21 protein-coding genes are annotated in these 25,155 nt (G+C 50.4%); 12 read left to right on the forward strand and 9 right to left on the reverse strand.

Going from position 1 to position 25,155, the window contains the following annotated elements; genetic code table 11:
- Positions 1-3: 3 nt before the first annotated feature.
- The 9 genes from LLG46_06365 (at position 4) to LLG46_06405 (ending at position 10,854) form a co-directional block, all read left to right on the forward strand.
- A complete protein-coding gene (locus LLG46_06365; protein MCE5322922.1) occupies positions 4-771 on the forward strand; it encodes an ABC transporter ATP-binding protein in 768 nt (255 codons plus the stop codon).
- A complete protein-coding gene (locus tag LLG46_06370; protein MCE5322923.1) occupies positions 771-1,508 on the forward strand; it encodes an ABC transporter ATP-binding protein in 738 nt (245 codons plus the stop codon). The genes LLG46_06365 and LLG46_06370 overlap by 1 nt, the downstream gene beginning before the upstream one ends.
- 60 nt (positions 1,509-1,568) lie before the next feature.
- Positions 1,569-2,870, forward strand: coding sequence for a phenylacetate--CoA ligase (locus LLG46_06375; GenBank protein ID MCE5322924.1), 1,302 nt, complete (start codon positions 1,569-1,571; stop codon positions 2,868-2,870).
- Between the two features lie 196 nt (positions 2,871-3,066).
- Positions 3,067-4,164, forward strand: coding sequence for a hypothetical protein (locus LLG46_06380; protein MCE5322925.1), 1,098 nt, complete (start codon positions 3,067-3,069; stop codon positions 4,162-4,164).
- A 262-nt stretch (positions 4,165-4,426) separates the two neighbouring features.
- Complete coding sequence (locus tag LLG46_06385) at positions 4,427-4,582, forward strand: hypothetical protein (protein ID MCE5322926.1); 156 nt, start codon at positions 4,427-4,429, stop codon at positions 4,580-4,582.
- Positions 4,583-4,720: 138 nt separating this feature from the next.
- Positions 4,721-5,764 carry a hypothetical protein gene (locus LLG46_06390; protein ID MCE5322927.1) on the forward strand — a complete coding sequence of 348 codons (1,044 nt, stop codon included), beginning with the start codon at positions 4,721-4,723 and terminating at the stop codon, positions 5,762-5,764.
- A gap of 108 nt (positions 5,765-5,872) precedes the next feature.
- On the forward strand, positions 5,873-6,691 hold the full coding sequence (locus tag LLG46_06395) for an NlpC/P60 family protein (GenBank protein ID MCE5322928.1): 819 nt from the start codon (positions 5,873-5,875) through the stop codon (positions 6,689-6,691).
- A 243-nt stretch (positions 6,692-6,934) separates the two neighbouring features.
- Positions 6,935-10,186 (forward strand): Ig-like domain-containing protein, encoded by a 3,252-nt coding sequence (locus tag LLG46_06400; protein ID MCE5322929.1) that lies wholly within the window; start codon positions 6,935-6,937, stop codon positions 10,184-10,186.
- A 170-nt stretch (positions 10,187-10,356) separates the two neighbouring features.
- Entirely contained in the window at positions 10,357-10,854 is a 498-nt protein-coding gene (locus LLG46_06405; protein ID MCE5322930.1) for a periplasmic heavy metal sensor, read from the forward strand.
- A gap of 41 nt (positions 10,855-10,895) precedes the next feature.
- Here LLG46_06405 and tilS read toward each other — a convergent pair whose 3' ends face one another.
- The 6 genes from tilS to LLG46_06435 form a co-directional block, all read right to left on the reverse strand.
- On the reverse strand, positions 10,896-12,284 hold the full coding sequence (gene tilS / locus LLG46_06410) for a tRNA lysidine(34) synthetase TilS (protein MCE5322931.1): 1,389 nt from the start codon (positions 12,282-12,284) through the stop codon (positions 10,896-10,898).
- A 9-nt stretch (positions 12,285-12,293) separates the two neighbouring features.
- A complete protein-coding gene (locus LLG46_06415) occupies positions 12,294-13,490 on the reverse strand; it encodes a cofactor-independent phosphoglycerate mutase (protein ID MCE5322932.1) in 1,197 nt (398 codons plus the stop codon).
- 88 nt (positions 13,491-13,578) lie between these two features.
- Positions 13,579-14,511, reverse strand: coding sequence for a phosphoribosylaminoimidazolesuccinocarboxamide synthase (locus tag LLG46_06420; protein ID MCE5322933.1), 933 nt, complete (start codon positions 14,509-14,511; stop codon positions 13,579-13,581).
- On the reverse strand, positions 14,508-15,596 hold the full coding sequence (thrC, locus tag LLG46_06425; GenBank protein ID MCE5322934.1) for a threonine synthase: 1,089 nt from the start codon (positions 15,594-15,596) through the stop codon (positions 14,508-14,510). The genes LLG46_06420 and thrC overlap by 4 nt, the downstream gene beginning before the upstream one ends.
- 86 nt (positions 15,597-15,682) lie before the next feature.
- The gene (locus LLG46_06430) at positions 15,683-16,969 is read right to left on the reverse strand and encodes a homoserine dehydrogenase (protein MCE5322935.1); all 1,287 of its coding nucleotides are present in this window, start codon (positions 16,967-16,969) and stop codon (positions 15,683-15,685) included.
- 7 nt (positions 16,970-16,976) lie between these two features.
- Positions 16,977-17,465, reverse strand: coding sequence for an acetyl-CoA carboxylase, biotin carboxyl carrier protein (locus LLG46_06435; protein MCE5322936.1), 489 nt, complete (start codon positions 17,463-17,465; stop codon positions 16,977-16,979).
- Positions 17,466-17,705: 240 nt separating this feature from the next.
- On the opposite strand from LLG46_06435, the gene LLG46_06440 reads away from it, so the two are divergent.
- Together LLG46_06440 and LLG46_06445 are read left to right on the forward strand one after the other, a co-directional pair.
- Positions 17,706-18,821 carry a hypothetical protein gene (locus tag LLG46_06440; GenBank protein MCE5322937.1) on the forward strand — a complete coding sequence of 372 codons (1,116 nt, stop codon included), beginning with the start codon at positions 17,706-17,708 and terminating at the stop codon, positions 18,819-18,821.
- A gap of 137 nt (positions 18,822-18,958) precedes the next feature.
- Positions 18,959-19,609 (forward strand): Fic family protein, encoded by a 651-nt coding sequence (locus LLG46_06445; GenBank protein ID MCE5322938.1) that lies wholly within the window; start codon positions 18,959-18,961, stop codon positions 19,607-19,609.
- 262 nt (positions 19,610-19,871) lie between these two features.
- On the opposite strand, the gene LLG46_06450 is transcribed toward LLG46_06445, so the two are convergent.
- Positions 19,872-21,191 (reverse strand): GGDEF domain-containing protein, encoded by a 1,320-nt coding sequence (locus tag LLG46_06450; protein MCE5322939.1) that lies wholly within the window; start codon positions 21,189-21,191, stop codon positions 19,872-19,874.
- A 317-nt stretch (positions 21,192-21,508) separates the two neighbouring features.
- Positions 21,509-23,167 carry a hypothetical protein gene (locus LLG46_06455; GenBank protein ID MCE5322940.1) on the reverse strand — a complete coding sequence of 553 codons (1,659 nt, stop codon included), beginning with the start codon at positions 23,165-23,167 and terminating at the stop codon, positions 21,509-21,511.
- 328 nt (positions 23,168-23,495) lie between these two features.
- On the opposite strand from LLG46_06455, the gene LLG46_06460 reads away from it, so the two are divergent.
- Positions 23,496-24,761, forward strand: a complete 1,266-nt coding sequence (locus LLG46_06460) for a Glu/Leu/Phe/Val dehydrogenase (GenBank protein ID MCE5322941.1) — start codon at positions 23,496-23,498, stop codon at positions 24,759-24,761.
- Positions 24,762-25,043: 282 nt separating this feature from the next.
- On the opposite strand, the gene LLG46_06465 is transcribed toward LLG46_06460, so the two are convergent.
- A partial coding sequence (locus LLG46_06465) for an IS110 family transposase (GenBank protein MCE5322942.1) occupies positions 25,044-25,155 on the reverse strand: 112 nt, incomplete at its 5' end.

Genomic DNA, 25,155 nt, shown 5'->3' on the forward strand with positions numbered 1-25,155 from the left:
GCCTTGGAATTACTCATTGAGGCAAAATCGGTAACACGTTCGTTCGGCGGGCTTGTCGCGGTAGACAATGTGGACTTAATGGTAGTCGCCGGGCAGACTAAGGCGCTCATCGGTCCCAACGGAGCGGGCAAGAGCACACTGTTGAACCTGCTGACCGGCGTTATGCCCGCAAGCGGTGGTGACATACGTGTCTGCGGTGTCTCGATAGTGGGCAAGCCGTGTTATGAGGTCGCTTCATTGGGACTAGCCAGGACATTTCAGAATGTCCAGCTCTTTGAGAACATGACGGTTTTGGAGAATGTTATGGTCGGCTGCCACTGCTGGAGCAGGCAGGGGATCGCGTCGGCTGCTCTCAGGTGGGCAGGTCACCTGCGTGAAGAGAGGAAGATTTTCAAAGAGTCGGCTGCACAGCTCGACAGGGTAGGTCTTGCCGACATGGCACACATGCCGTCGGGCAGCCTGCCGTTCGGCAAACAGAGGATGCTGGAGATAGCGCGGGCGCTTGCGAGCAGACCCAGGCTGCTGCTGCTGGACGAACCGGCTTCTGGTCTATCGACCCGCGAGACCGATGAACTCTGTGATCTCCTGCGGCGTATAGTCAAGGAGGGTGTAAGCGTGCTCCTGGTCGACCATGACATGCAGTTTGTAATGGAGATTTCGGACGAGGTAATGGTGCTCGATCAGGGCAAAAAGATCGCCGAGGGCACGCCCTACGAAGTCCAGAACGACGCTCATGTGATTGCGGCCTATTTGGGCATGGAGGCGAGGTAGTGCTCAGGATTCGCAGTCTTGTCACATATTACGACCGCATTCTAGCCCTGCGAGGCATATCACTTCATGTCGATCCTGGCGAGATTGTGGCGATTGTCGGACCGAACGGCGCGGGCAAAACGACCGCGCTCAACACGATATCGGGTGTGATACAAGCCGGTACCGGCGAAGTATGTTTTGCGGGCGAGAACGTGACAGGCAAGTCATCGGAGCGCCTTGTCGAGATGGGGCTTGTGCAGGTGCCTGAAGGCCGCCAGCTTTTTGCCGGGATGACGGTCTATGAAAATCTGATTCTTGGGGCATACAGGCGCGGCAGGCTTGCGAAGAAGGCTCATATGTCGAGTGATCTGGAAAGGGTCTATGAGGTATTTCCGAGGCTCAGTGAGAGGGCGACTCAGCTTGCCGGGACGCTTTCCGGCGGCGAGCAGCAGATGCTGGCGATAGGTCGTGCTCTGATGGCGGCGCCCAAGATGCTGCTGCTAGATGAGCCGTCGATGGGACTTGCGCCTTTGGTCGTAAAGGAGATTTTTAAGGTAATTGTCGACCTGCGCAAAACTGGGACAACCGTGCTGATTGTCGAGCAAAACGCAAAGGCTGCGCTTGGTATTGCAAAACGGGCATATGTAATGGAGACCGGCCGGATTGTGATGGAGGGTCAGGCTTCGGAGCTTGCCAAGAATCCTGAGATCCAACGGGCGTATTTGGGCAAGGGCTACAGGCAGATGTCTGAGAGGTAATGCCGGGAGGGCGAGTTTCTGCCGAGCCGTTGAGATTTGCGTTTGCGAAAGGTAGCGAAAATGCCTATTTGGAATCGTAGATACGAGCGAATGGAACGCGATGAGCTGGAGCAGCTTCAACTGGAGCGGCTGCAGCTTACGGTCAATCGAGTATATCGAAACGTGCCGTTTTACCACAAGCGATTTTCACAAATCGGCATTGTGCCCGAGGACATTATGTCACTGGGTGATATTTCCAAACTGCCGTTTACGACGAAAGACGACCTTCGCGATGGCTACCCTTATGAATTGTTTGCCGTTCCTTTAAGAGAGATAGTGCGGATACACTCATCTTCGGGCACGGCGTCACGGCCTATCGTCTTGGGATATACTCGGGACGACTTGAAGCATTGGGCTGAGCTTGTTGCACGGGTGCTGAGCGCAGCGGGGCTTACCAAGGACGATGTCGTGCAGATCGCATTCGAGTACGGACTTTTTACGGGCGGTTTCGGTATGCACTGTGGTGCGGAGAGGCTTGGGGCATCGGTTATTCCTATCTCCTCTGGAAACACCGAGCGTCAGGTCCAGATCATGGAGGATTTCCGAAGCACGGCTCTCGTGGGCACTCCCAGTTATGCGCTTTATATGATCGAAGTTATGGATCGCATGGGTGTATCTCCGGCGGGCCTGAGCTTAAGGGCAGGTCTATTCGGCGGTGAGCCGATGAGTGATAATACGAGGGCAAAGATCGAGTCGAGCCTAGAGGTAGTTGCGACGGACAATTACGGTGTGAGTGCCGTGATGGGACCCGGCATAGCGGGCGAATGTGAGTTGAAAAGCGGCCTGCATGTGAACGAGGATCATTTTCTGATAGAGATTATTGACCCTGTGACGTTCGAGGTCCTGCCGGAGGGTCGGGAGGGCGAGTTGGTAATAACGACTCTCACCAAGGAGGGTCTTCCTATGATCCGATATCGGACCAGAGACATCACCTCCATCACACGCGAGCCATGCAGGTGCGGGCGGACGACGTTGAGGATAGCGCCAATAATGAAACGCACCGACGATATGATTATCATTCGTGGGGTGAATGTGTATCCACATGAGGTCGAGAGGCTCCTTTATGATATCGAGCATGTCGAGCCTCGCTATCAGATAGTTTTGGATCGTGAGGGTGGGCTGGATCATCTGACTTTAAATATCGAACTGGCCGGCCACATGATCAGCGACCAGATGCTCAAGCTGGTCGAGCTTGAAGAGGATATCAGGCGTCGTGTTCACGGTGCATTGGGCATTACGCCGAAAGTACGACTTGTAGAGCCGAAGACACTTCAGTCCATAGGTCCCAAAGACCGTGTAGTCGACAACAGAGAGAGAAGTTAATGCGAGAGGGTTCAGGCGTATAGAGATTTTCGCCAATTACTGGAGTGTCGCATAGCGTATTGGGGGGGCGAAGCTTCTGCTGAGCCACGTAAAACTGAATTATTTCCTTAATGCAGTTCAATATGGAGGTGATGTTCAAATACAATTTACTAGGTTGGATGTGAATATCTATCGTTAAGCACGAGGAGGAGAAGTTTTGAAAAAATATTTGATTGGGGCAATACTTATAGGTTTATTGTTGAGCCTGGCAATAGGTGCCGGCGCTCAGCTTCAAAATGTCGAACTTCACGGCTATGCGCAAAACAGGTTCTACGCGCCTGAGAGCGGCAATGCGAGAATGACGGTGGACAGGGTCTCTCTTTCCGCCAAGGGCAATATCAGTGAGGCCATAACAGGTTATCTGGAAGTCTACTTCCATCAGTGGATGCCCAACGACGTTCTGCCGGACAACACAACAGCCGAGCAGTATCGCACATATCTGGAGAGCGCATATGTGGATATGCCGCTTGGTTTGGGTCGAGTGAGGGTAGGCAAGGGCAGACAGCTCAATTTCGGGATTACGCCTTCTTATCCCAACAGAAAGACTTCACAGTACGGCATCGTGCCTGAGACTTTCACTCAGGACAGAATCGTCGGCATCCAGTATACGCAGAAGACCGGTCTGTTCGATGGCGGTGTCACTTTGTATGAGGACACTTCTCTAGGCACTCGCAGCATAGGCGAGTATCCGGGTGTATTGGCTGCTGATGTCGTGAAGCATTTTGTGGACAAGGACATACCTTCGGACATAAGTGGTGAGCTTGCGGGCAGCATTCGTCTGGGAATCAGCAAGCCGTGTTTCCAGGCTCATGTTTCCGGTGCACTCGGCAAATTGAATACGACCGATACAGCAACCATGTATACGGCGTATTCTCTTCCGGCAGGCACGGACGATACGCACAACAAGTATGGTCTTGACGCCAGTTATGCACATGGCAACTTTGTTGCCCAGGGCGAGTATTACATCGGCAACTACAGTTTTCTGAAGATAACGGGCTACAACCTGCTTGTCGGTTATACGAACAAGAAGCTGCAGCGTATGTATGTCCGCTATAATGCTTTGAACAACGACCAGACTCCGACAGCCGATCAGCGCACCTGGGACAATCAGCAGTGGATATTCGCTTTTGTCCAGCCGATTGCAAAGGGCGTTTGGGCAGAGTTGGAGTATGAAAAGAACTCTGCAAATCCGGGCGGTGGCGGCAAAGACCCGGGCAATGACCTGTTGTTCCTGGAGTTATTCACAGGATTCTAGTTCGCATTATTCTTTGCAACCTACCTCTACAACCGGCTCGCGATCATGTGTGGCCGGTTGTTTTATATTATAGACTTTTGGGCAACAAACGATTTGACAGTACATCAAGCTCGACGTATACTACAACTAACCTGGATATGCGCTTAGTGCATAATCCGGGTCTCTGAGAGCATTATTCACGTTCCTCGTGAATAATGCGGGCTAAGGAATTTGGACACTAGTTTTTAACTTCTTACTTCTAACTTCTAGGATGGGGTGTTTTGTGAGAATATCACAAAAGGTCTTTGTAGCATTGTGCGTGATGACATTGCTTTTGGCGGCATTGGTTTCAGTTGGGATCAATGCAGGTGAACAGCCAAAGTCGATCCGCATAATCTACACAAATGATCTGCTCGGTTACACCGAGCCTTGTGGGTGAGGCGGTCACAAGGAGGGCGGTCTGGCCCGACGAGCAACCGCGTTAGCGTCTCTTGTAAAAGAGAATCCGAATGACGTTATCGTTGATAGCGGCAATCTCTCAAACACGTCTGAAAAACTGGATGTTATCACCACCGTAATGTCGCAGATGCAATATGATGCTGTCGGCATCGGCATGAACGATCTGCGTCTACGAGACAAGTTCTTCAGTGCTTTGGAATCCAAGAAGATAACCGTTCTTGACGCCGGGCCCTCTGCGGACAAGTCGGCGAAGCCTTATATTGTAAAGATTGTTAATGGTGTAAAGATAGGCATAGTGTCATTCGGCGTCACACCGCAGACCGACGATGAATTCCAGGTCAGAAAGGCCAGGTACGTTGCGTATAAATCCGCGCGAGATGCATCGGATATTTTGATTGTGTTGGATCAGTCCGGCACTATAAACAAAGACTGGCTGTCGCGAAATGGTTCAAAGTTCGGTGAGCCGGACATTGTCGTTGGCGGCTTGGCGAATATGTCCAAAGGTAAGCCTGAGGTTGTTGGTCGCACATATCTGTGTCCCACAAGCATCCAGGGCAAATTCTTGGGTGTTGCCGACATCGAGTATGAAAAGGGGTTGGAGCCGAAGATATCGGTTCGCAAATTGTCGCTCGGCACCAACTATGCCGAGGATGAGGCTGTGCTAAAGCTGGTCAAAGGCGAGCGAGAGCAGGCTGTAAAGACAATAGGTCAACCCGCCAGTGTTCAGGTTACACGGAGTTCCAGTCTTTCAGGTAAGGCTCTGCCGCCTGCCGACAGGAGGCCATATTATCCTCCGCAGCTATGCAAGACTTGTCATGTTCAGGAGTATGAGGACTGGCTAAAGAGCGGCCATGCCAATGCTCTCAAGACTCTGGTGGATGCAAAGCGCACTGTCCCGGAGTGCTTGACTTGTCATTCGGAGATGTATCGAAGATTGGGACAGTGGGTTGCCAAGAGTGATGGGACTGCTGGAGTGGAGTGTGCGACTTGCCATCTTGATTCTCTTCCGCATGGTCTTGAGCGCATGAACGTCAAGAATAAGACCAAGGTGGACCCGGGAATGTGCCTGAGCTGTCATACAAAGGAGAAGAGTCCTGAGTATGATGAAAAGACTTATTTCCCAAAGACGGTTCATGCCGTGGCTTCAGCCTCAGCGAAATAAGGAACAATACGGCATTCTTGCCGTCTAACAAGAGACGATTCTGCTGCCGATAATCTCGTATAGACGCCCAATCAGAGGGCTGTATATGATTTGTGGAGACAATTTGGTTTGATTCGCACTTTTACCAATCTTATAATTGCAATATTCGTCGTCACATGCGCATCATTTTGTGGCGCTGACACTCTTACTCTCAGCCTTGAAGCTCCCACGCTCGGCTCGACCAAATCTGCTGAGAATTCAGATACAGTCAAGAAGCCGAAAGAATCGCCCAAGCAGAAAACTGTCAAGGTGGGGCGTGTCGGCATGGTGAGTGCCGCATCTGCTTCAATCTACCGTGCCAAATCGTCTACTTCCGGCAAATTTGCAACAGTCAAATCCAACACTCCGCTTGCGATCATCAAGGAAGAGGGCGAATGGTATGGGGTGCTGATGTCCAACGGTCAGACCGGCTGGATAAAGAAGACATTTGTCAAAGAGACCGATTATGAACTGGTTGCCAAAAAGCCCCTTGATCGGGGTGCAGGCACATCACGCGGTGGTCAGGTGTCGCGTGCGGACACATGGCTAAATGACCTGGTGCATACAGCCACCCAGGCCTCAGTAGCCCGTTATCTCTATGGCGGCACCAATCCTGCGACGGGCATGGACTGTTCTGCTTTCGTGCGCATGATATTTGGTCGGTATAATATCAAACTCCCCAGGACTTCTCGCGAGCAGGCGTTGGTCGGCCAGAGTGTGCCGTTCGATCAGCTCAGACCCGGCGACCGCCTCTACTTTGCCTGCCGCAACCCCTACATCGACCACTGCGGCATTTACGCCGGCAACGGTTACTTTGTGCATTGCTCAGCTTCAAGAAACGGCGTAGGAATAGACTCTCTGGCCTCCGATTTCTTCTGGCGCAGTCTTGTTGTGGCCAAACGCTCCTGACGATAAGCACCAGGCAAGTCCTCTTCAATTGTCAAGATGTCAATCATATCTTGCGCACATTATGTTTCTCAACAGTTAAACAATTCATCATAATATCGTTGACAATCTCTTATTCATGAGCTAGTTTTGTACAAGATCATGTATAAGGATGCCAGCCGCGCACAAATGGAGGTGATTATGCTGCAGGCAATACCGCGCCCATGTGAGCATCACAGTCATGGTCAGCTACTAAGGAGGCAATTCATGGAAGGCAAGTCTCGTGTTTTGGTAGTACTGGCAATATGTGTTTTGATACTTTGTGCGATCTCTGCAATGGCGGGAGATGTCTACTATGTCGATGCAGACCGACCGGATGATAGTGGCAATGGTCTGACTTGGGCGACGGCAGAAAAGACCATAAATGCAGCTTTGGGTGATGCTTCAAACGATGATCAGATATGGGTAGCAGCAGGAACAAGCTACTCGATATCTACATCAATTCCAGACGGCGTGAGTATATATGGTGGTTTCGCAGGCACTGAAACCAGTCTTGATGAAAGAAACTGGGTTACAAATCTAACAGTGATATCGAGTGGAGCAGTCAGCGCAACGACTACTAGTTATGACATCACGATTGACGGCTTCAAGTTTACGGGTTTGTCAGGAATATCGCTCACCGGTGATGTCACATTTTCCCATAATGTAGTTATCGACTGTGATAATATCGATCCCGTAATCTCTTGTGTTGGTGCTGTCATGTTATGCAACAATCTCATCCACGATAACAATGGGTATGCAATACGGAGAGAGCCAACAAATACCATAACATGTGCATCCAGCAATGGTGATGCGACTATTATCAACAATACAATGAATGGCAACGGTTATTGGGGTAGTGATGATGCCGGTGCCGCGATTTACTGCACAGGCACTCCAACGATAGCAAACAACATTTTTACAAGTCAGGCAGGTTATTTCATTTATGCGTCATCCGTAACACCTGTAGTTTCCAACAACTGCAGAGGATCAAATGCTTTCGGCGGCTATGGCGGATTTCCTATCGGCTGGGAACCGGAAGATGATGTCAATGCAGATCCTTGTTTTGTGAATGTTTCAGCAGATAATTTTCGCCTACAGTCAACTTCGCCCTGCATAGATGCAGGTGATGACAACGAGGTCGGAACGGGCTGGGTCGACCTTGATGGCAAACCCAGACAAGTCGACCATATATCTGGTGGTTCGATAGTAGATATAGGTGCTTATGAGTACCCTATTGCTCTTGGAACAATATCGGTTCCTGACGCTGTAGGTGATCTTTGTCTTACGGTATACTATAGTGGTGTGACAGATACAGAAAGCAGTGTCAGTGAAGTCCAACTTTGGTATAAAAAAGACAATGGTGACTGGACGTATTGGGATAGCGTCTATGACTCCAGTAGCTCAGGTTCATTTTACTTTTGTACATATGGATTTGATTATGGCACATATTACTTTGCTTTACGTGTCTTGGACAATGCAGGAAACGACACTGGGGTGCCAACATCTCAAACAGTTCCTGCCGGATCAACTGTTTATGAGTATTTAGATACGCATGCACCCACACTCGGGACACTGTCCTGCCCGGCGTATGCAAACAGCCCTTTCACAGTCAGCTATCAGGGTGTTGAAGATTATGGAAGTGGACTAAGCTCAGTAACTCTTTGGTACAAGTATGGAGAGAACGGCACTTGGACGGAGGGTCCGACAAATTCAAGCTACTACAGTTCAGGCCAATTTACGTTTACACCTTCAAGCGGCAATGGCACATATTATTTTGCCTTGAGTGCGGAAGATAATGATGGCAATCACACCGCCGAGCCTCCAACAACGGCAGCCGGGTCGACCTATTTTGAATTGGCCGTGACGATAAATCAGGCGTCAACTCAGACTGAGGACCCGACTTACACTGCGCCGATCAACTTCACTGTTGTCTTCAGCGAGTCTGTCTCCGATTTTACTGCGGCAGATGTTACGCTCGGCGGCAGTGCTGGTCCATTAGGAGCAGTGGTTACCGGAAGCGGGACAACATACAACGTTGCTGTGACTGGAATGCCCGATTCCGGGTACGTGACAGCATCTATAGCAGCCGGAGTTGCTCATGATGCTGCGGGTAATCCCAATGTTGCGTCAACAAGCACGGATAATTCTGTATACTACAACGCGGATGCAGGCTTTATCTGGAGCACAAAAGTAAATGCCTATACTTGCAATTCAATTGCTGTAGACAGTGCTGGTGGTATCCTGGCAACAGGATCTAATGATGGTAATTGCAGTAATAGTTATCGAAAGAAGCTAAATGCAACTAATGGATCCGTTACAAATGACTATGGCTCTGTACCAGATTTTGCGACAGTTGCGTCATCTTGGAATCCGGGGTCTTTCTGTACGGCTTCCATTGCAGGAGTTGGTATAAATTTTGCCAATACGGTTAGCAAGGTTGGTATTGGACAAGACTCATCTGGATTTCCAAACCTCGATACTTACTATGCACAAACATATGCTTATTGCGCTGTTGATTCAAGTGGGAACATATATGCTCCATATGTTGCTTATGACTATCCATACTTTGTTGTAAAGGTGAGGGAATTCACGAATACAAATACTGATCTACAGACATATACGGATACAGTAATTGCAAATTATTTATGTTATGTTGGTACCGTTATGGCCTTTTATAGCGTAGGCGGTATTGCAGTTGACCAGGAAGGCGGTGTTTATATTGCGTATGCACTGCACAACAGTCTTGTTGAGGAAGTAATGGCGATTCCGGATAGTCTGTATGTAGCAAAAATTGGAACCAATCCCTGGGCAAATCCTGTATTGATAGATAAGCCCCAACCAGGTGGTTATCAGTATACACGAATCTATACTAGTGATACATATGATCACCCTGACACTAATACTGATTCTACTCCAATAACTGTATCTCCATCTGGCTCTGTTTATATAGCACATAATTTCTATTATGATAAAGAAACATCTGTGTCATATGAACAAGACAGTATCCAAGCCATTACTCGTTTAGATGAGGATAACCAGGGAAACGTAACTCAGACAGAAGTATTGTTGGGTGGAGATGCTGCAAATTCTATCACTGGGGATCGGCAAATAGGATATAATCAAGTAAATGGTATGGCTGTCTATTACAATGGAACCTCAGATGAGTTGTATCTGATAGGTACAGTGGATTATGTTAATACACTCCCAACTACGATTGACGCATATCATTCGATACTTGGCAACTATTCATCTGCATTTATTGCTAAGCTGAACGGTAGCACGTTGGGTGTTGACTATTGCAGCTACCTAGACGGTCAAATCATCAACAGTAATAATGTGTCTGATATGACTTTTGGCGCTTCTATTGCAGTTGATTCCTCGGGTGGAGTTTATGTTGGATCAAGCACTTACACAGCCAATACAAATTATCTGCAGCCTGGAGGCTACATATCTAAAGTGCGTTTTCCATCAAACTAAGTAGATCGACAATCAGTAAATAATCTATTATGACCCAGGATAATTTTATCCTGGGTCATAATTATTCAAGTTACATTGTTCAGAGCAGCACATTTCAGTATTTGTGGTTAAAACATACCCATCAAAGGGTATAGTTGAGCATACATTTCCCAACAAGGAGGGCGCATACAATGCGAACCAGGATTTTCTTAGTGGCATTGATCTCAGTATTTGTGGTTGCCGGGGTAGTGGTGGCTCAGGGTCCCAGAGCAGGCATGGGCAAAGGTATGGGCATGGGATACGGTCTGATGGGTTTAGGTCCGAGGATGATAAAGGAGTTGGAACTGACGGACGACCAAGTGACCAAGCTCAAGCAGATACATGCTGATTTTATGACTGCCACGCAGACCACGCGCGATCAGCTCAAGACAAAGATGCAGGAGATGGCTCAGCTCTGGATGCAGGATGCGACTGCCGATCAGCTCAAGGCAAAACTAGCCGAGGTCGACCCTTTGAAAGCCGAACTGCGCGATGCCGCGATAGATTCGGCACTCCAGGCGCGAGCCGTGCTCACTGAAGAGCAGCGTGAAAAGGTTCGACAGATGATAAAAGAGAAGACAGAAGACGGCATGGGTATGTGCTGGGGTCTCGGAGCCTATTGCGGTGTTGGTTGCCCGATGGCTGAATAGTCTATTAGAGTGTGTGTCGGTCTGTCCGACCGGCACACAATTTATTTGGTAGAGCAGGAGGGCGAAGCTTCTGCTGAGCCGATCTGAAGGTGAACCGCCTGCTGAGTAGATGGCGATATCTTCCCAATATCCGAGCTTACAATTCCTACCACCCACAGTATCTTTTCATCATCCGCCACCACAATCGCTTTTGTCCGCTTTTGCCTGGGAATTTTCTTGTCGACGAATATGTCCTGCAGCTTCTTGCTTTCGGCCATTCCAAAGGGGATGATCCGGTCGCCGGGTCGACCACTTCTAACTTTCAGTGTGCCTTTTATGCTTTCACAGTCTATCATCGCCTCATCGCCCGGTAGTTTGGATGGAACAGGATTCTCAACAATTTCGGCTGATATAAGGTATGCAGCTTCCGGTATATGTGTAATGCCGGGCACAGCCAGCGGTCTGATAAAATGCTCAACAGCATTTTCAAGCTGCTCAGTCTCTATCGAAAACCGTTCTGCCTGCCTTATTGCATATATACGGCCCGTAGGCAGAGTGATCTTAAAATTTTCACCGGTGCGCAGAGCATCCAGCACACGGTCAATCTGTTCCAACGAGACATCCTTTAGGTCACCCTTTAGCGATTCGATCTTTGACCGAACAATCCACCTCTGCATCGCGACAGGAAGCTGCGCAAACAAATCAGCGTCATATGCATCCCGATATACAAGTCCGGTGTTAATATGTTCTGCCGACTGCTCGATAAAGTCGTTGGTGTCTGATGCGATGTCAGCCAGCCTGACCAACGCCGACCTTATCTGCGGGTTATAGTCCGATTCGAGCAGTGGCAGGAGTTCATGCCTTATACGATTTCTCGAATAGGCTGTGTCCATATTGGTCTCGTCCACACGGAAGGGTAGGATGTGTGCTTTGATATACTCTTCAATCTCACGGCGAGTAGTATGCAGCAGCGGCCTTACGATGTTACCCCGCACCGGTTTGATGGAGCTGATTCCGTCGATCCCGGCGCCTCGGATGATATTATAGAGGACTGACTCCGCTCGGTCATCGGCGTTATGACCCACCGCTATCTTGTTCATACCTAAGTCTGTTGCAGTATCATGCAGAAACTTATACCGCACAATACGCGCAGCATCCTCCATGCATGTCTGCATTTGTGATTTTATGCTGGGAATATCTACGCGCTTAGTTGTGTATTTTAGTCCAAGTTCGTCAGCAAATTCTTTAACAAACTGCTCGTCCAGATCAGACGATTCGCCTCTGATGCAATGATTGAGGTGAGCCACATGAAGGCTTATGCCGAATTCTGCGCAGCGAGTGTGGAGGCAGTGGAGTAGGGCAATGGAGTCGGGTCCACCCGAGACGGCGACAAGCACCCTGTCACCCTTATCGAACATGTGATGATGCTTGGCGGCTGAGAGGATATCCATGTCAGGCTTTTACCCTGGGCTACTGCCGAGAAGCAGTTTCATCAAGTCGGGCGCGAAGTTGACTTTCAGCTTTGTCTCTTGGACTGCGCGCTCATCAAACGGCAGGTTATTGGCCTCCGGCTTTGTGGAGTCGAACAGTATAAACGGCACGCCATTCGACGAATGTGATCCTGTCGCGATAGGCGTCGGGTGGTCCGGCATAAGCAGGATTCGCGCATCTTCATCTGATTTTTTGAGGCCATTCAGGATAGTACCAAGGACCTTTTCGTCACACTCCTGGATAGCTTCGATTTTCTTATCTATATCGCTCTCGTGCCCGGCCTCATCCGGCGCTTCCACATGCACCCACACGAAGTCATACTTCTTAAGGGCTTCAACGGCGTATTGACCCTTGCCCAGATAGTTCGTATCGACATAACCGGTCACTCCCGGCACGTTGATCACATCCAGACCGACCATACGTCCAAGTCCCTTTATGAGATCGACTGCGGCAACGACAGCTCCCGGCATACCGAACTGTTTGACAAAGCTCGGGATCGCAGGCGGCCTGCTCTCGCCCCAGAACCATATCATATTGGCGGGCAGTTGGCCTTCGTCCTTACGGCGTCTGTTGACCGGATGATTGTCTAAAATTTCATATGAATCGAGCATCATCTGGCGAAGTTTTTGATCTCCGTCTCCCTCAGGCATATGCTCCATTACGGGTTCATTGATGATCTTATATGGCGCTGTGCAGTGCACTTCTGCCGATCCGCCGTGCCAGACCATAATATGCCTGTAGCTGACCCCCGGATAGAACTTGATTGCACTCGTGGATAGCTTCTCGTCTATGGCCTTGACAAGCTCATGAGCCTCTGGTGTGCTGATATGCCCGCCGCTCGACTCGATCATCTTTTCGCCGTCAGTCGAGACCAGGTTTGTCCTGAATACGGCATCCGATGTCTCAACAGGAATGCCGAGGCTTGCCGCTTCTATTGCCCCGCGTCCGGTGTAATACGCCTTTGGGTCAAAGCCGAGGATTCCCATGTTCGTGACATCACTGCCCGGCGTCATCCCGACGGGAGTCGTTATCGCTGCTCCGATCCTGCCGAGACGTGCAATCTCGTCCATATTAGGCTTTTTTACGACTTGCAATGGAGTCTTTCCGTCAAGCTCCGCAAGCGGTTCATCAGCCATTCCGTCGAATATAATGAGTAGATATTTCATGAGAGTTATTAGTTTTTAGTTATTAGTAGTGTTCGGACGCGATATCCAATCGCGTCCGAAACAGAAATCCCGCAATTTCAGAAAATATCTAAAGCGATTTCCCGGTAATCCTTCGATACGCCTCACGATACTTGTCGGCAGTCTTCTCGACTATCTCCGCCGGCAGTTCAGGTCCCGGATATGTCTGGTCCCAATCCAGAGTCAGCAGATAATCGCGCACAAACTGCTTGTCGAAACTCGGCTGGCTCTTGCCGGGGGTGTATGTCTGCGCATCCCAGAACCGCGACGAATCGGGCGTAAGCACCTCGTCAATCAATATCAGACGGCAGTCCAGCAACCCGAACTCAAACTTGGTATCGCAAATGATAATCCCTTTGCCCGCAGCATACTCGGATGCGCGCTTGTAGACTCCGAGTGAAGCCGCTTCGAGCTGTCTGCCCAGGTCTTCGCCTACAATCTCGCACGCCTTTTCAGCGCTGATGTTTATATCGTGTCCGGTCGACTCCTTGGTCGATGGAGTAAACACAGGCTCGGGCATTTTTTGTGATTCGACCATATTCGACGGCAGCGTAACGCCGTGAAGCACGATTGCGTCACCGTTTCCCGATGCAGCCTTCATTGCGGAATACTCTTTCCATGCCGAACCTGCAAGGTATCCTCTGACTACGCACTCTATTGGTGTAGGCGCGGCCTTGACCGTTATCATCGACCGCCCGTCGAGCATCTCTCGATAATCTTCGGGATTCTCAACTCCTGCTTTGCCTATTCGAGCCAAAATTTCGTCTATATCAGCCGAGATCAGATGATTTTCGATCAGGTCTTTAGTCAGATCGAACCAGAAGAGAGACATCTGCGTAAGGACCCTGCCCTTGTCGGGTATGCCGGTCGGCAGCACAACGTCAAAGGCGGAAAGCCTGTCGCTGGCGATCATCAGCAGGCTGTCGCCGAGGTCATATATATCGCGCACCTTACCGGTCGCATGCTTTTTGAGACCCTTGATATCGGTCGCGGTCACGATCATACCAGCTTCATCTCCTTTGCCACCGCTTCAGTGTCTGCGGGCAGTTCGATGAAAGCCGGACATATCTCCATTGCCCGTTTCGGGTCCTTGAGTCCATGTCCAGTGAGTATGCAGACAATCTCGCACTTTTCGGTAAAGAAGCCTTCTTTAGCCTTCTTTATGACCCCTGCGACCGATGCAGCAGACGCCGGTTCGCAGAACACGCCTTCGGTAGATGCCAAAAGTTTTTGAGCCTCGGTGATCTCCTCGTCAGTGACTTTCTCGATCAGTCCGCCGGATTCGTCACGTGCGGCTTCTGCGTATTTCCAGCTTGCAGGGTTGCCGATGCGTATAGCAGTCGCGATAGTTTCTGGGTTGGGAATCGGGTGACCTTCGACAATCGGTGCGGACTTTGCAGCCTGGAATCCAAGCATCTTAGGCAGTCTGTCGATAACTCCAGCTTCTTTATACGCCTTGTAACCTGCCCAGTAAGCCGTAATATTGCCGGCATTGCCAACGGGTATCGCGTGATATGTCGGTGGATGACCCAGATCGTCACAAATCTCGAATGCGCCCGTCTTCTGCCCCTCGATCCTGTAGGGGTTCAAGGAGTTGACCAGTGTTATCGGATATTTGTTGGTGATATCTTTAACTATATTCAGAGCGTCGTCGAAGTTGCCGTCTACTGCTATGACCTTCGCGCCATGCATCATAGACTGCGAGACTTTGCCCAGCGCGACCTCGCCCTTAGGCAGGATAACAGCGCACACAAGTCCTGCGCGCGCGGAGTATGCGGCGGCGGATGCGGCAGTATTGCCGGTGGATGCGCAGATTGTCGCCTTGCTTCCGGCCTCGACTGCTTTCGTGATAGCCATGGTCATGCCGCGGTCCTTGAAACTGCCGGTCGGGTTCATTCCCTCGAACTTGACATACATAGTGATCTTGTCACTGATCTGGGATGCCAGCCTATCCACACGGATCATAGGCGTATAGCCCTCCAGGAGCGACACGATCGGAGTAGTCTCGGTCACTGGCAGGAACTCGCGATATCTCTCTATCAGCGGCAGCCGCTTAAAACAGGCCGTTTCGGGGTTGATGGTAACCATGGTTTTGCTCCAATTTTATTCTATTCATTTATAGCTTGATCGTATAGACGCAATTCAACGATTCACGATCAACGATCAAACGAATCTTATTCTTCCACTCTAATCCAACTGCATATCTCGGTCACGACCGGCAGGTTCCTAATCGCTTCCAGAGCATCGGCCATATCCGGTTCCTTGGCTGTGTGTGTAAGAATCACGATTTCGGCATTGGTTTCCGGCTTGGGATTCTGAATGACGGAAGATATGCTCACATTATGGTCTGCAAGTTTACTTGCAATGGAAGCCAGCACCCTCGGCTTATCTTTTGCCAGGATTCTGACGTAGTTCTTGCAGCTCACATGTTCCATTCCAAGCATCTCGCGGTGCTCATAGCATGTGCAGTGGAAGTGGGACGTCGAGCCGTCATTAATGTTTCTTGCGATGTCGATCACGTCGCCGACCACAGCGCTCCCCGCTGCCAGCGAACCCGCGCCCGGTCCATAGAACATCACCTCACCGACTGCGTCACCCTTCACCCAGATGGCGTTCATAACGCCGTCCACACTTGCAAGCGGATGCTTCACCGGCAGGAATGTGGGGTGCACACGCGCCAGCATCCCATGGTCGACCTGTTTGGCGATGCCCAGCAGCTTTATGACATATCCGAGCTGTTCGGCGTAGTTCATATCCTCAGCCGAAATCTTGGTGATGCCTTCATGATAGACCTTCGTGACATCCATCCGGCTGGTGAATGCAATGGAAGCCAGGATCGATGTCTTGTATGCAGCGTCGTGCCCTTCGATGTCGGCTGTCGGGTCAGCTTCGGCATAGCCTTTCGACTGAGCATCCTTTAGCACCTCGGCGAAGTCGAGACCTTCCTCGCGCATTTTCGTGAGTATATAATTCGTGGTCCCGTTAACGATGCCCTTGACTTCGAGTATCTGATTGCCTGCAAGGCCCGACTTCAGCGGACGGATGATAGGGATGCCGCCGCCCACACTTGCCTCGAACATAAAGTCGAGCCCAAGCTCCGCGGCTTTCGGCAATATGTCCACGCCTTCTTTGGCAATGAGTTCTTTGTTTGCTGTTGCCACGCTCTTGCCGTTTGCGAGTGCACGCAAAATGAAGTCTTTGGCAGGATGGATTCCGCCTATCGTCTCGACCACGATATCGATATCGGGGTCATTGAGTATATCGTTTGCGTCTGTCGTCAGGATAGATTTATCGATCTCCACGGGACGCGGGGTCGTGATATCGAGGTCGGCAATTCGTTTGACGCAAATCTTCGACCCGACTTTTTGTGCGATGGCATCTTGATTATCCAGCAGGATCTTGACGGTGCCCGCTCCGACTATTCCAAATCCGATTACACCTACGTTAATAATGTCTTTCACGGCTAATTTACTCCTCGCCGACTCTCACCCTGAACAGCACGTCTCCTTCATGGACCAGCGCGCCATTGGTTGTGGGAATATCTACAACCACTCCGGCGATCTCGCTTGGTATGGGGCTGAAGACTTTCATAGCTTCGATAAGGCCGACTTCCGTACCGACTTCGATGCTGTCGCCGACTTCCACGAAAACCGGCGCATCGGGTGACGGCGCTCTATAGAATACACCCACGAGCGGCGCCGTTATATCGACTATGTTGCCTTCCAGTTCCGCCTGCGGATGCTCATGTTCTTCTTCCACATATTCTTCGACAATCTGTTCGGACGCTTCGATCTGACCAGCCGCCTGAACCATCACTTGGGTTGCCTGTTTTGATGAAGTGCCTTTTACAGTAATGGAGAGGTCATCGGACTCGACGGTAAGCTCTTCAAGATTGTGTGATTCGACCAGTTCAAGCAGTTTTTTGACCTGCGAAATGTCTATATCGAGTTTTTCCAACCAAGCCCTCCTCATGCGCTGCTGCCGATGGGTCTATGATAGCATTCGGTTTTGTGGAGTGTCAAGGAAAAGGAAAGGGTAGTTATAGGTTGTGTAGGTGGGCATGAAGCGGGTTGTGTGAGGGCGTCCCTTTTGCTGAGCCTATTTCTCAAACTGAACTATATTGAGGAAGGATATTGTGCCCTTCTCCTCATAGAATAACATATGATGACTGCTGATAGATCAGAGGTTTCACACTTGATGAATAATAGGGAACGTACGCTTGCTATATTGAATTACAGGAACTATGACCGGATGCCGATTGTGCACTTCGGCTACTGGCCGGAAACGCTTACCAAGTGGGCTGATGAAGGTCACATAACTACTGAGGAAGCGCAGAGTTGGGCAGACGGCAACGATACAGATAAGGCCATTGCGGCTAAGCTGGGTTTCGATTACGGCTGGTCTGCAAAAGTCGGCTGCTATACGGATATCAGTCCAACGTTTGAGAGAAAAGTAATTGAGCAGATGCCTGACGGTTCTCGCAAAGTGATCGATTCTCATGGTGTAATCTTGCTGGAAAAGGACGGTGCAGGCTCGATCCCTATGGAGTTCGACCATTTTCTCAAGGGCAGAAAAGAGTGGGATGAGCATTTCCTGCCAAGGTTGCAGTTTACGCCGGACCGTGTTGGGATCAGTGATGAGATGAAGGCCGGTCTTGAGGCAGACAACCCGACTGAAATGCGCGGCATACATGTCGGCAGCCTTTTGGGGATGATCCGCAACTGGCTGGGCATGGAGAATATGGCATATCTGCAGGCAGATGATCCCGAGCTTTACGATGAGATCATAGATACTGTTGGCGAGCTGTCATTCAAGTGTGTTGAAGCTGCATTGAAGATCACTACTGCTTTCGACTTTGGCCATTTTTGGGAGGATATCTGCTTCAAGAGCGGTCCGCTTATCAACCCGCGTGTCTTTGATGAAAAAGTTGGACCGCACTATAAGCGGATCACCGACCTGCTTGCGGCAAACGGAATAAAGATCGTCTCTCTCGACTGCGACGGTTTGATAGACGCGCTCATCCCGACCTGGATCAATAATGGTGTCAACACAATGTTTCCTATGGAGGTCGGCACATGGAATGCGAGTATCAAGCCATGGCGGGAGCAGTATGGGCGCGAACTGCGCGGTGTGGGAGGCATGGACAAGAAGGTCTTTGCGTATGATTATGCGGCAATCGATGCAGAGATCGACAGACTCAAGCCTCTGGTGGCTCTTGGCGGTTATATACCGTGCCCTGACCATAGGATAGCCCCTGACGCCAAGTGGGAGAACGTGCAATATTACTGCGAGAAGATGCACAAAGCCTTCTGATTTAGTATTGAGTATTTTGTATTGATTATTGTTTTGAGTGGGGTGTTGGTTCGGGCTGGATATGCGATCAAGCTCGAAGCAGAATTTGCGATTCTTGCGGCTTTCTTGGTTTTTTGCAAGCTGGAGCAAGCAAACAGATGAGCAGATATGAGACAAATACGGGTGTTGAGGGAGAATATGAGCTGGGCTCAAGGAAACGCGTGCTCAAGAACCTGCTCGGCATATGTCTGAAAAGCGAGATGGACCAGACTGAGCACTTGGCGATGGTGAGCGCTCAGACAAGGTACTATACCAAAAACTTAGTTACAAAGAACACACGGTTTAATGCCGAGCTGATACAGAAGATGCACAAAGACTGGCTTGGCAGTATATATGAATGGGCTGGTAAGTATCGCACAGTTGAACTGGAGAAAGATGGATTCAAATGGCCACCGGCATATCTTATTCAGGATAATATGAGTGCATTTGAGTCATACATTCTGAGCCAGCACACACCCTGCAGGGGGAAGACTATTGCCAATGTGTGTGACAGCATAGCAAGGGTTCATGCTGAGCTTCTGCTCATACATCCATTTCGTGAAGGTAATGGAAGAATAGCCCGCTGGTTGGTGGATCTTATGGCCGCACAGGCAGGTTATCCACCACCGCTATACAGGTTTGTTGGTAAAGGATCAAAGACAGAGAAGATACGGTATCTCAGTGCGGTGATATCTGGCTACAAAAAAGACTACGAGGATTTAGCAGGTTTTTTCGAGGACTGCATATTGCTGCGCTTGCAAGCCCGTTGATCTTTGCTCTGTGTGGATACGATATGGCCGTCTTTCTTTACTCTGTTACCTTCAAAAGCAGCTGTAGCAATGCAATTCTCGCTGACTATTTTATGCAAGTTCTCTACGTTACGTAAAAATTTGTTCGATTTAGAAAGAGATGCCATAGTATTTACGTTCCACCTCCCAACACTATTATTATAACCGAATTCTGCTGGGAAGAACAGGTGTTTTTGAAGTATCGGCTGGATATCCGATCAGGCCAGGAAAAGGATATCGTGGATTAAATACTTTCTTCTTCCTTCTCGCGAGCCGGAGCAATCTCGATCTGCCTGTTTACAGCGTCAAGCAGTGCTGCGGCAGCGGCGCGATAGTGGTCTCCGCGTCGAACGAGCGCGCTTCCGGTCAGTTTAATGCTCGACCTGGGATGCACATATACTGCGACCACGTTGACGATCTCATCATCTTTGCCGGATTCCAGAACAGATGCGTCTTCAACAATAATTCCGTGGTCCGGTGCCAGTGACTTGCATACTGCTCCGGCCGCCGCTTCAGCAAAGAGTCGGACTATGCTGTCTTCACCTGCTGCATATCCACTTGACTCTCGGACGAACTCATCAGTCCCTCTGCCGAGCGCCACGCTCACCTTTGCATCAGTGCCGGAGCTTGTAAAGCTGATTGTTTTGATCTTGAGTCTCGGCGCTCGCCGTATTATCTCACCCGACATGACTTCATCAATCGTCGACGCAGTGGTTTGAACGGCAGCTTGTCGCTCCTCTTCAATACGGTGCGGTTTACTGGCGGTGCAGTTTTTGCTTGCACGCGTAATCAGGTCGTCAATTGTTGCGGCATAGTGGATATCCTCGCGTTCTTTGGTGCGCCTTCCGCCGAACATGCCGTAGGTTGTAGTGACGCCCTCAGGCACTTCCGGGATATCTATCTTCGAGACTCTTTCCTTGAGGATGTTCGCCAGTGCAATCGCTTCATCGGCGTGCCGTACGGTCACGATTCCGAACTCGTCTCCACCATATCTGCACAGCAGTTCCAGGTCGGAGTCAATACCCTTTTTGAGCACATCCGCCACTGACTTGATGACCGTGTCGCCGACCACATGCCCATATTTCTTGTTGAAGAGGCCGAACTTATCGAGGTCAAAGAGAATGATACTGATTTCCTGTCCGCCTTTGAGCGCATTTATAGCCCATTCACGGAATGTATCGGACCATGGCAGTTCCGTAAGCGGATCAAAGGTGCGGCCGAGTTCATTTATCAGATCTGTTCGTGAGAGTATTCCGATCATCTGATCGTCTTGCATCACGATAAGATGGGTTGCACCTGTTTTTTGCACTTTTTTGAGTGCGTCGTACGAGGAGACATCCGGGCCGACAGTGGTGAACTCGCTGCTCATCACTTCTTCGACCGGTGAATCTTCAGGTTCACCGATGAGGTCGAAAAGTGTCACCAGCCCGATAGGTCCGCTGCTTGTCACGACGGGCAGTGCGCCGATTTTATTGCCTTTTATGAATGTGACGGCAACCTTGACGCGAGTCGACGGTGTGACCCAGACCACGTCAGGTGTCATCAGATCTCTTACGGTTTTCATATAGTCCTCAAGGGATTGTGTTGCAATGATCGTGCCTTTATTGCTGTGCGTATTACCTGTTCCAAAACCCGGATTATGCGAAAAGCGTATAATCCAGGTCGCCGAGAGCATTATTCACATTCCTCGTGAATAATGCGGTTAAAGGCACGAGTAAGGCGGGGTCACAGTTGAATTACCGGAGTCCGCCGGATCAGCTTCCATTCTTTTTGCGCGAAGCCGTTCCGTCGGCATTGCGGATTCAATTTTACCCTTAAGCTTGGCTATATGTCAACGAAAAAAGGTGTATAAAACACACAAGAGTTCGGAGTAGAACCCATCTACGGACTCTGAGTCAGCACCAGCGAGAGCTTATCGAAATATGCGTCACAGTTGCTCCCTTCGGTGCGTATTGCTATCATCTTCACTTCAGCGCCTCTGGTGTTTACAGGAACGGTCTGCGTATTTTCATGGAATATCCATATTTGGTTGGAGCCTGCCTGTGGGCCGATCTGAAATTCTCCAAGGCTATTTTCCTCGGCATCCTTGAATGTAACCACCACCTTGCCGTTGTCTCCTTGTGTGGCGTATCCAGCCATATAGGCGGAAAGCGAGGCAGTCACTTCGGCAGCATCGATGCTGCTTGCGAAAGATGAGAGGTCAATTGTCTGTGAGGCCTGACTCCCGGACGTGTTCTTACCTCCGTGGAAGAAATTGAGACCACCTCCAATCCTCTCTGCCTCTGAAGTCGATACTGCATTGGGATAGACGACCACAGTGAAGTTCGATGTCGGCGTCCAGCCGTATATAGGGCGAATGACTTCACCATTGCCGCCCAGTCCCATCTCAGCGCCGGCATTTACAATCAGATTCTGACCAAACTGAAGCGGCACATCGCGTCCGGCTATGATCATAGGGTTGGGCTCTACCTGCCCATCACTTGATGATATGCCTGTAACCGTTGTCAGCGATCCAGGTGCCGGTAGAAGTGCTCCCATATCGAGTTTAGCCGTCACACTCTTGCCTGCGTAGCTCAATACAAACGAGCTGTTCGATTCATCGATATCCGAAGTGAAGCCATAGGCTTTGACCAGAAGACCTGTTTCTTTAAGAGTTAGAGAAGTGCCGAGAGGTGGATCGACAGGGGTAGCGCCAATGCCACCCGGTTCCACCAGGCTGCACAGACCAAGCGGCTTAGGAATGTCACCGGACTCTTGGGAAATCACAGTCGCATTCTCCAGCACCCTCTCGCCATACTGCGTATTGAGAGTGCCGATAATAGTTACAGCGTCTCCCTCTTGCAGTGCAAACGAGTTTTTGACCCTGATGCCTGCCGATCTATCAGCCGACTGCATATACATGGCATCGTCAAGCAGTCTGGTCACTACGCCCGGCACTTCCACACCGGTTCCGTCTGCCATTTGCTTTGCAAGACCGATAGTAGTTGGGGTATGACTTTCAATCAGCGATACATTGTCCAGGCCGTTGGTTTCGCTTCCTGTGATGAATTCGATGCTCATGCGCAATTCCGTGACATCATCCAGCAGTGCATCCCATGAGCCGGACACACACTGCCACAGGGACTCATCGAGTGCGGTCCCATATGTGCGCCACAGACCGAGTGGAGGTCGTTCACTAAATACTCTCTTGTAGACGCCGCCGGGGCCGGAGATTCGGAACTCAACCGTCATAAACTGCGTGCCACTAAACGATTCTTGTGTAAGATCAGCAGACAGCGCGACTTTATTGTGCCAGTTGCCCAGATACTGTGCGGGTGCGACAACCCAGCATACATCTCCGATAACCTCGTCCACCATCCGCAGGTAGCCCTCCGGATTCCCACCGGTGCCGGGGTTACTGACAGCCGCAACATCTCCAACGGCGATCCATCCCTGCATAGTACCGTCATCAAAGTTCGAAGAAACATTTGCCCCATACGTCGGCACAGATGCCAGTGCCAGTAAAGCCAACAGAGTTATTACAAACAGACTTCTTTCCATAATATCACCGCCTGTATACAGACTTAAGCAAGCTGTCGATAAGCTAACTAAGGGAGTATATCCCGCAAGACGGCACATGTCAATATCAATGGGTAATAATGTTATCAAATATGAATTGACGTATTCATCTTCTGTTCCATAAAACTTTAGATAAGGGGTTAATGGTTGACTTCCCGGGCTGTATGAGTTATAATTCACCTGGCAGCATAGTGGCTGTCCTTATGTTGCGGGCACAGAGGCCTCTCCTGATTTTGGGGAGGCCTCTTTTTTCGGCAGTGTCGCTGGAGCCGCCTGCGAGACTTACTTCCATTGAAGGAGGAATGCCGAAATGACTAAGCAGTCAGTGGCCGTACAGGCCAACCCGTTCGAGACTGCGCAAACGCAGCTCGACAAGGCAGCCGCAAAGTTGCGGTTGGACCCGGCGATTCATGCGGTACTACGAGAGCCGCTCCGTGAGCTACACGTATCGCTGCCGGTAAAGATGGACGATGGGTCCGTCAAAGTTTTCAAGGGCTTCAGGGTGCAGTATAATGACGCCCGAGGTCCGAACAAGGGCGGGATCCGCTTCCACCCCGAGGAGACGATCGATACGGTTCGTGCCCTTGCTGCGTGGATGACATGGAAGACCGCCGTTGTAGACATTCCGCTTGGCGGCGGGAAGGGTGGGGTAATCTGCAACCCCAAGAAAATGTCCGAAAGAGAGCTTGAGAGGCTCAGCCGGGCATATATCGACCAGGTCGGGCGAATTATCGGTCCCGACAAGGACGTCCCCGCTCCCGACGTCTACACCACTCCCCAGATCATGGCCTGGATGATGGACGAGTTCTCCAAAATCAACGGCTGCAACAGCCCCGGCGTCATCACGGGCAAGCCGCTTTGCGTCGGAGGATCGGAAGGCCGTGGGGATGCGACTGCACGCGGAGGAGCGTATTGCGTTCGTGAGGCCGCGAAATATCTGGACATCGACCTCACCAAGGCGACTGTCGCGATCCAGGGCTTCGGCAATGCAGGCCAATATGCAGCCACACTCTTTGCGGAACTGCTCGGGTGCAAGATCGTCGCGGTGAGCGACACAAAGGGCGGCGTATACTGTGAGTCCGGGATCGACCCGGAGGCCATAGTAGCCCATAAGCTCAAGACAGGCTCAGTAGTGGGGTTCCCAGGGACCAGACCAATCACTAACGGCGACATTCTGGAGCTTGCTGTGGACGTATTGGTGCCCGCGGCGCTTGAGAATGTGATCACAGCCGATAACGCAGCGGACATTCAGGCCAAGATCGTGTGTGAGCTGGCCAATGGTCCGACCACACCCGAGGCCGATGAAATCCTCCACAAAAACGGAGTCTTCGTTATTCCCGACTTCCTTGCGAATGCGGGAGGAGTCACCGTATCCTACTATGAGTGGGTGCAGAACGTCACCAACTTCTATTGGGAAGAGGACGAGGTCCATGTCAAGCTCGACAAGAAAATGACCAAGGCATTCAGCGATGTTTTGGTGATGTCGGGCGACTACAAGGTCGATATGCGCACGGCCGCATACATGGTCAGCATTCAGCGAGTGGCTGATGCCATGAAGCTCAGAGGCTGGGTGTGAAAACCAGGTTATAGGAAATAGGAATTAGGAAACAGGGCTTGGGTCGTGTGGACTTAAGCCCTGTTGTTTATATCTCCAAGGAGATTTTTGTATTTATGGGTGAATGCTTCGAGGCGCAGTAACAAACAGACAATATATGTAGGGGTGAAGCATTTACCGATCAAGTTTGGTTGTATTCTCAGATTTAGTCATCCTGAGCTTGTAATCCGAATTGCAGATTTTTATTTGTAAAGATGTAGCTGCAATTCGGATTAGCGAGATACCGTCTTGCCTGTCAATTTTTTACGCTGGCACTTCAAACGAGGTGCCGGTTTTTAGTACTCCATATGCGATTGCCAGCAATTTTCTCATGCACGCCCCAATGGCACTCATTTTACAAGCGCCTCTGCGCAAC

It is taken from the genome of bacterium (genome assembly GCA_021371935.1).
GTDB lineage: Bacteria > Armatimonadota > UBA5829 > UBA5829 > UBA5829 > UBA5829.

Coding starts and splice junctions, on each gene's coding strand:
- LLG46_06375 (MCE5322924.1), top strand. CDS start 1,569: ATGCCTATTTGGAATCGTAGATACGAGCGAATGGAACGCGATGAGCTG.
- LLG46_06390 (MCE5322927.1), top strand. CDS start 4,721: ATGTCGCAGATGCAATATGATGCTGTCGGCATCGGCATGAACGATCTG.
- LLG46_06400 (MCE5322929.1), top strand. CDS start 6,935: ATGGAAGGCAAGTCTCGTGTTTTGGTAGTACTGGCAATATGTGTTTTG.
- LLG46_06405 (MCE5322930.1), top strand. CDS start 10,357: ATGCGAACCAGGATTTTCTTAGTGGCATTGATCTCAGTATTTGTGGTT.
- tilS (MCE5322931.1), bottom strand. CDS start 12,284: ATGGATATCCTCTCAGCCGCCAAGCATCATCACATGTTCGATAAGGGT.
- LLG46_06415 (MCE5322932.1), bottom strand. CDS start 13,490: ATGAAATATCTACTCATTATATTCGACGGAATGGCTGATGAACCGCTT.
- LLG46_06420 (MCE5322933.1), bottom strand. CDS start 14,511: ATGATCGTGACCGCGACCGATATCAAGGGTCTCAAAAAGCATGCGACC.
- thrC (MCE5322934.1), bottom strand. CDS start 15,596: ATGGTTACCATCAACCCCGAAACGGCCTGTTTTAAGCGGCTGCCGCTG.
- LLG46_06440 (MCE5322937.1), top strand. CDS start 17,706: ATGAATAATAGGGAACGTACGCTTGCTATATTGAATTACAGGAACTAT.
- LLG46_06445 (MCE5322938.1), top strand. CDS start 18,959: ATGAGCAGATATGAGACAAATACGGGTGTTGAGGGAGAATATGAGCTG.
- LLG46_06450 (MCE5322939.1), bottom strand. CDS start 21,191: ATGAAAACCGTAAGAGATCTGATGACACCTGACGTGGTCTGGGTCACA.
- LLG46_06455 (MCE5322940.1), bottom strand. CDS start 23,167: ATGGAAAGAAGTCTGTTTGTAATAACTCTGTTGGCTTTACTGGCACTG.
- LLG46_06460 (MCE5322941.1), top strand. CDS start 23,496: ATGACTAAGCAGTCAGTGGCCGTACAGGCCAACCCGTTCGAGACTGCG.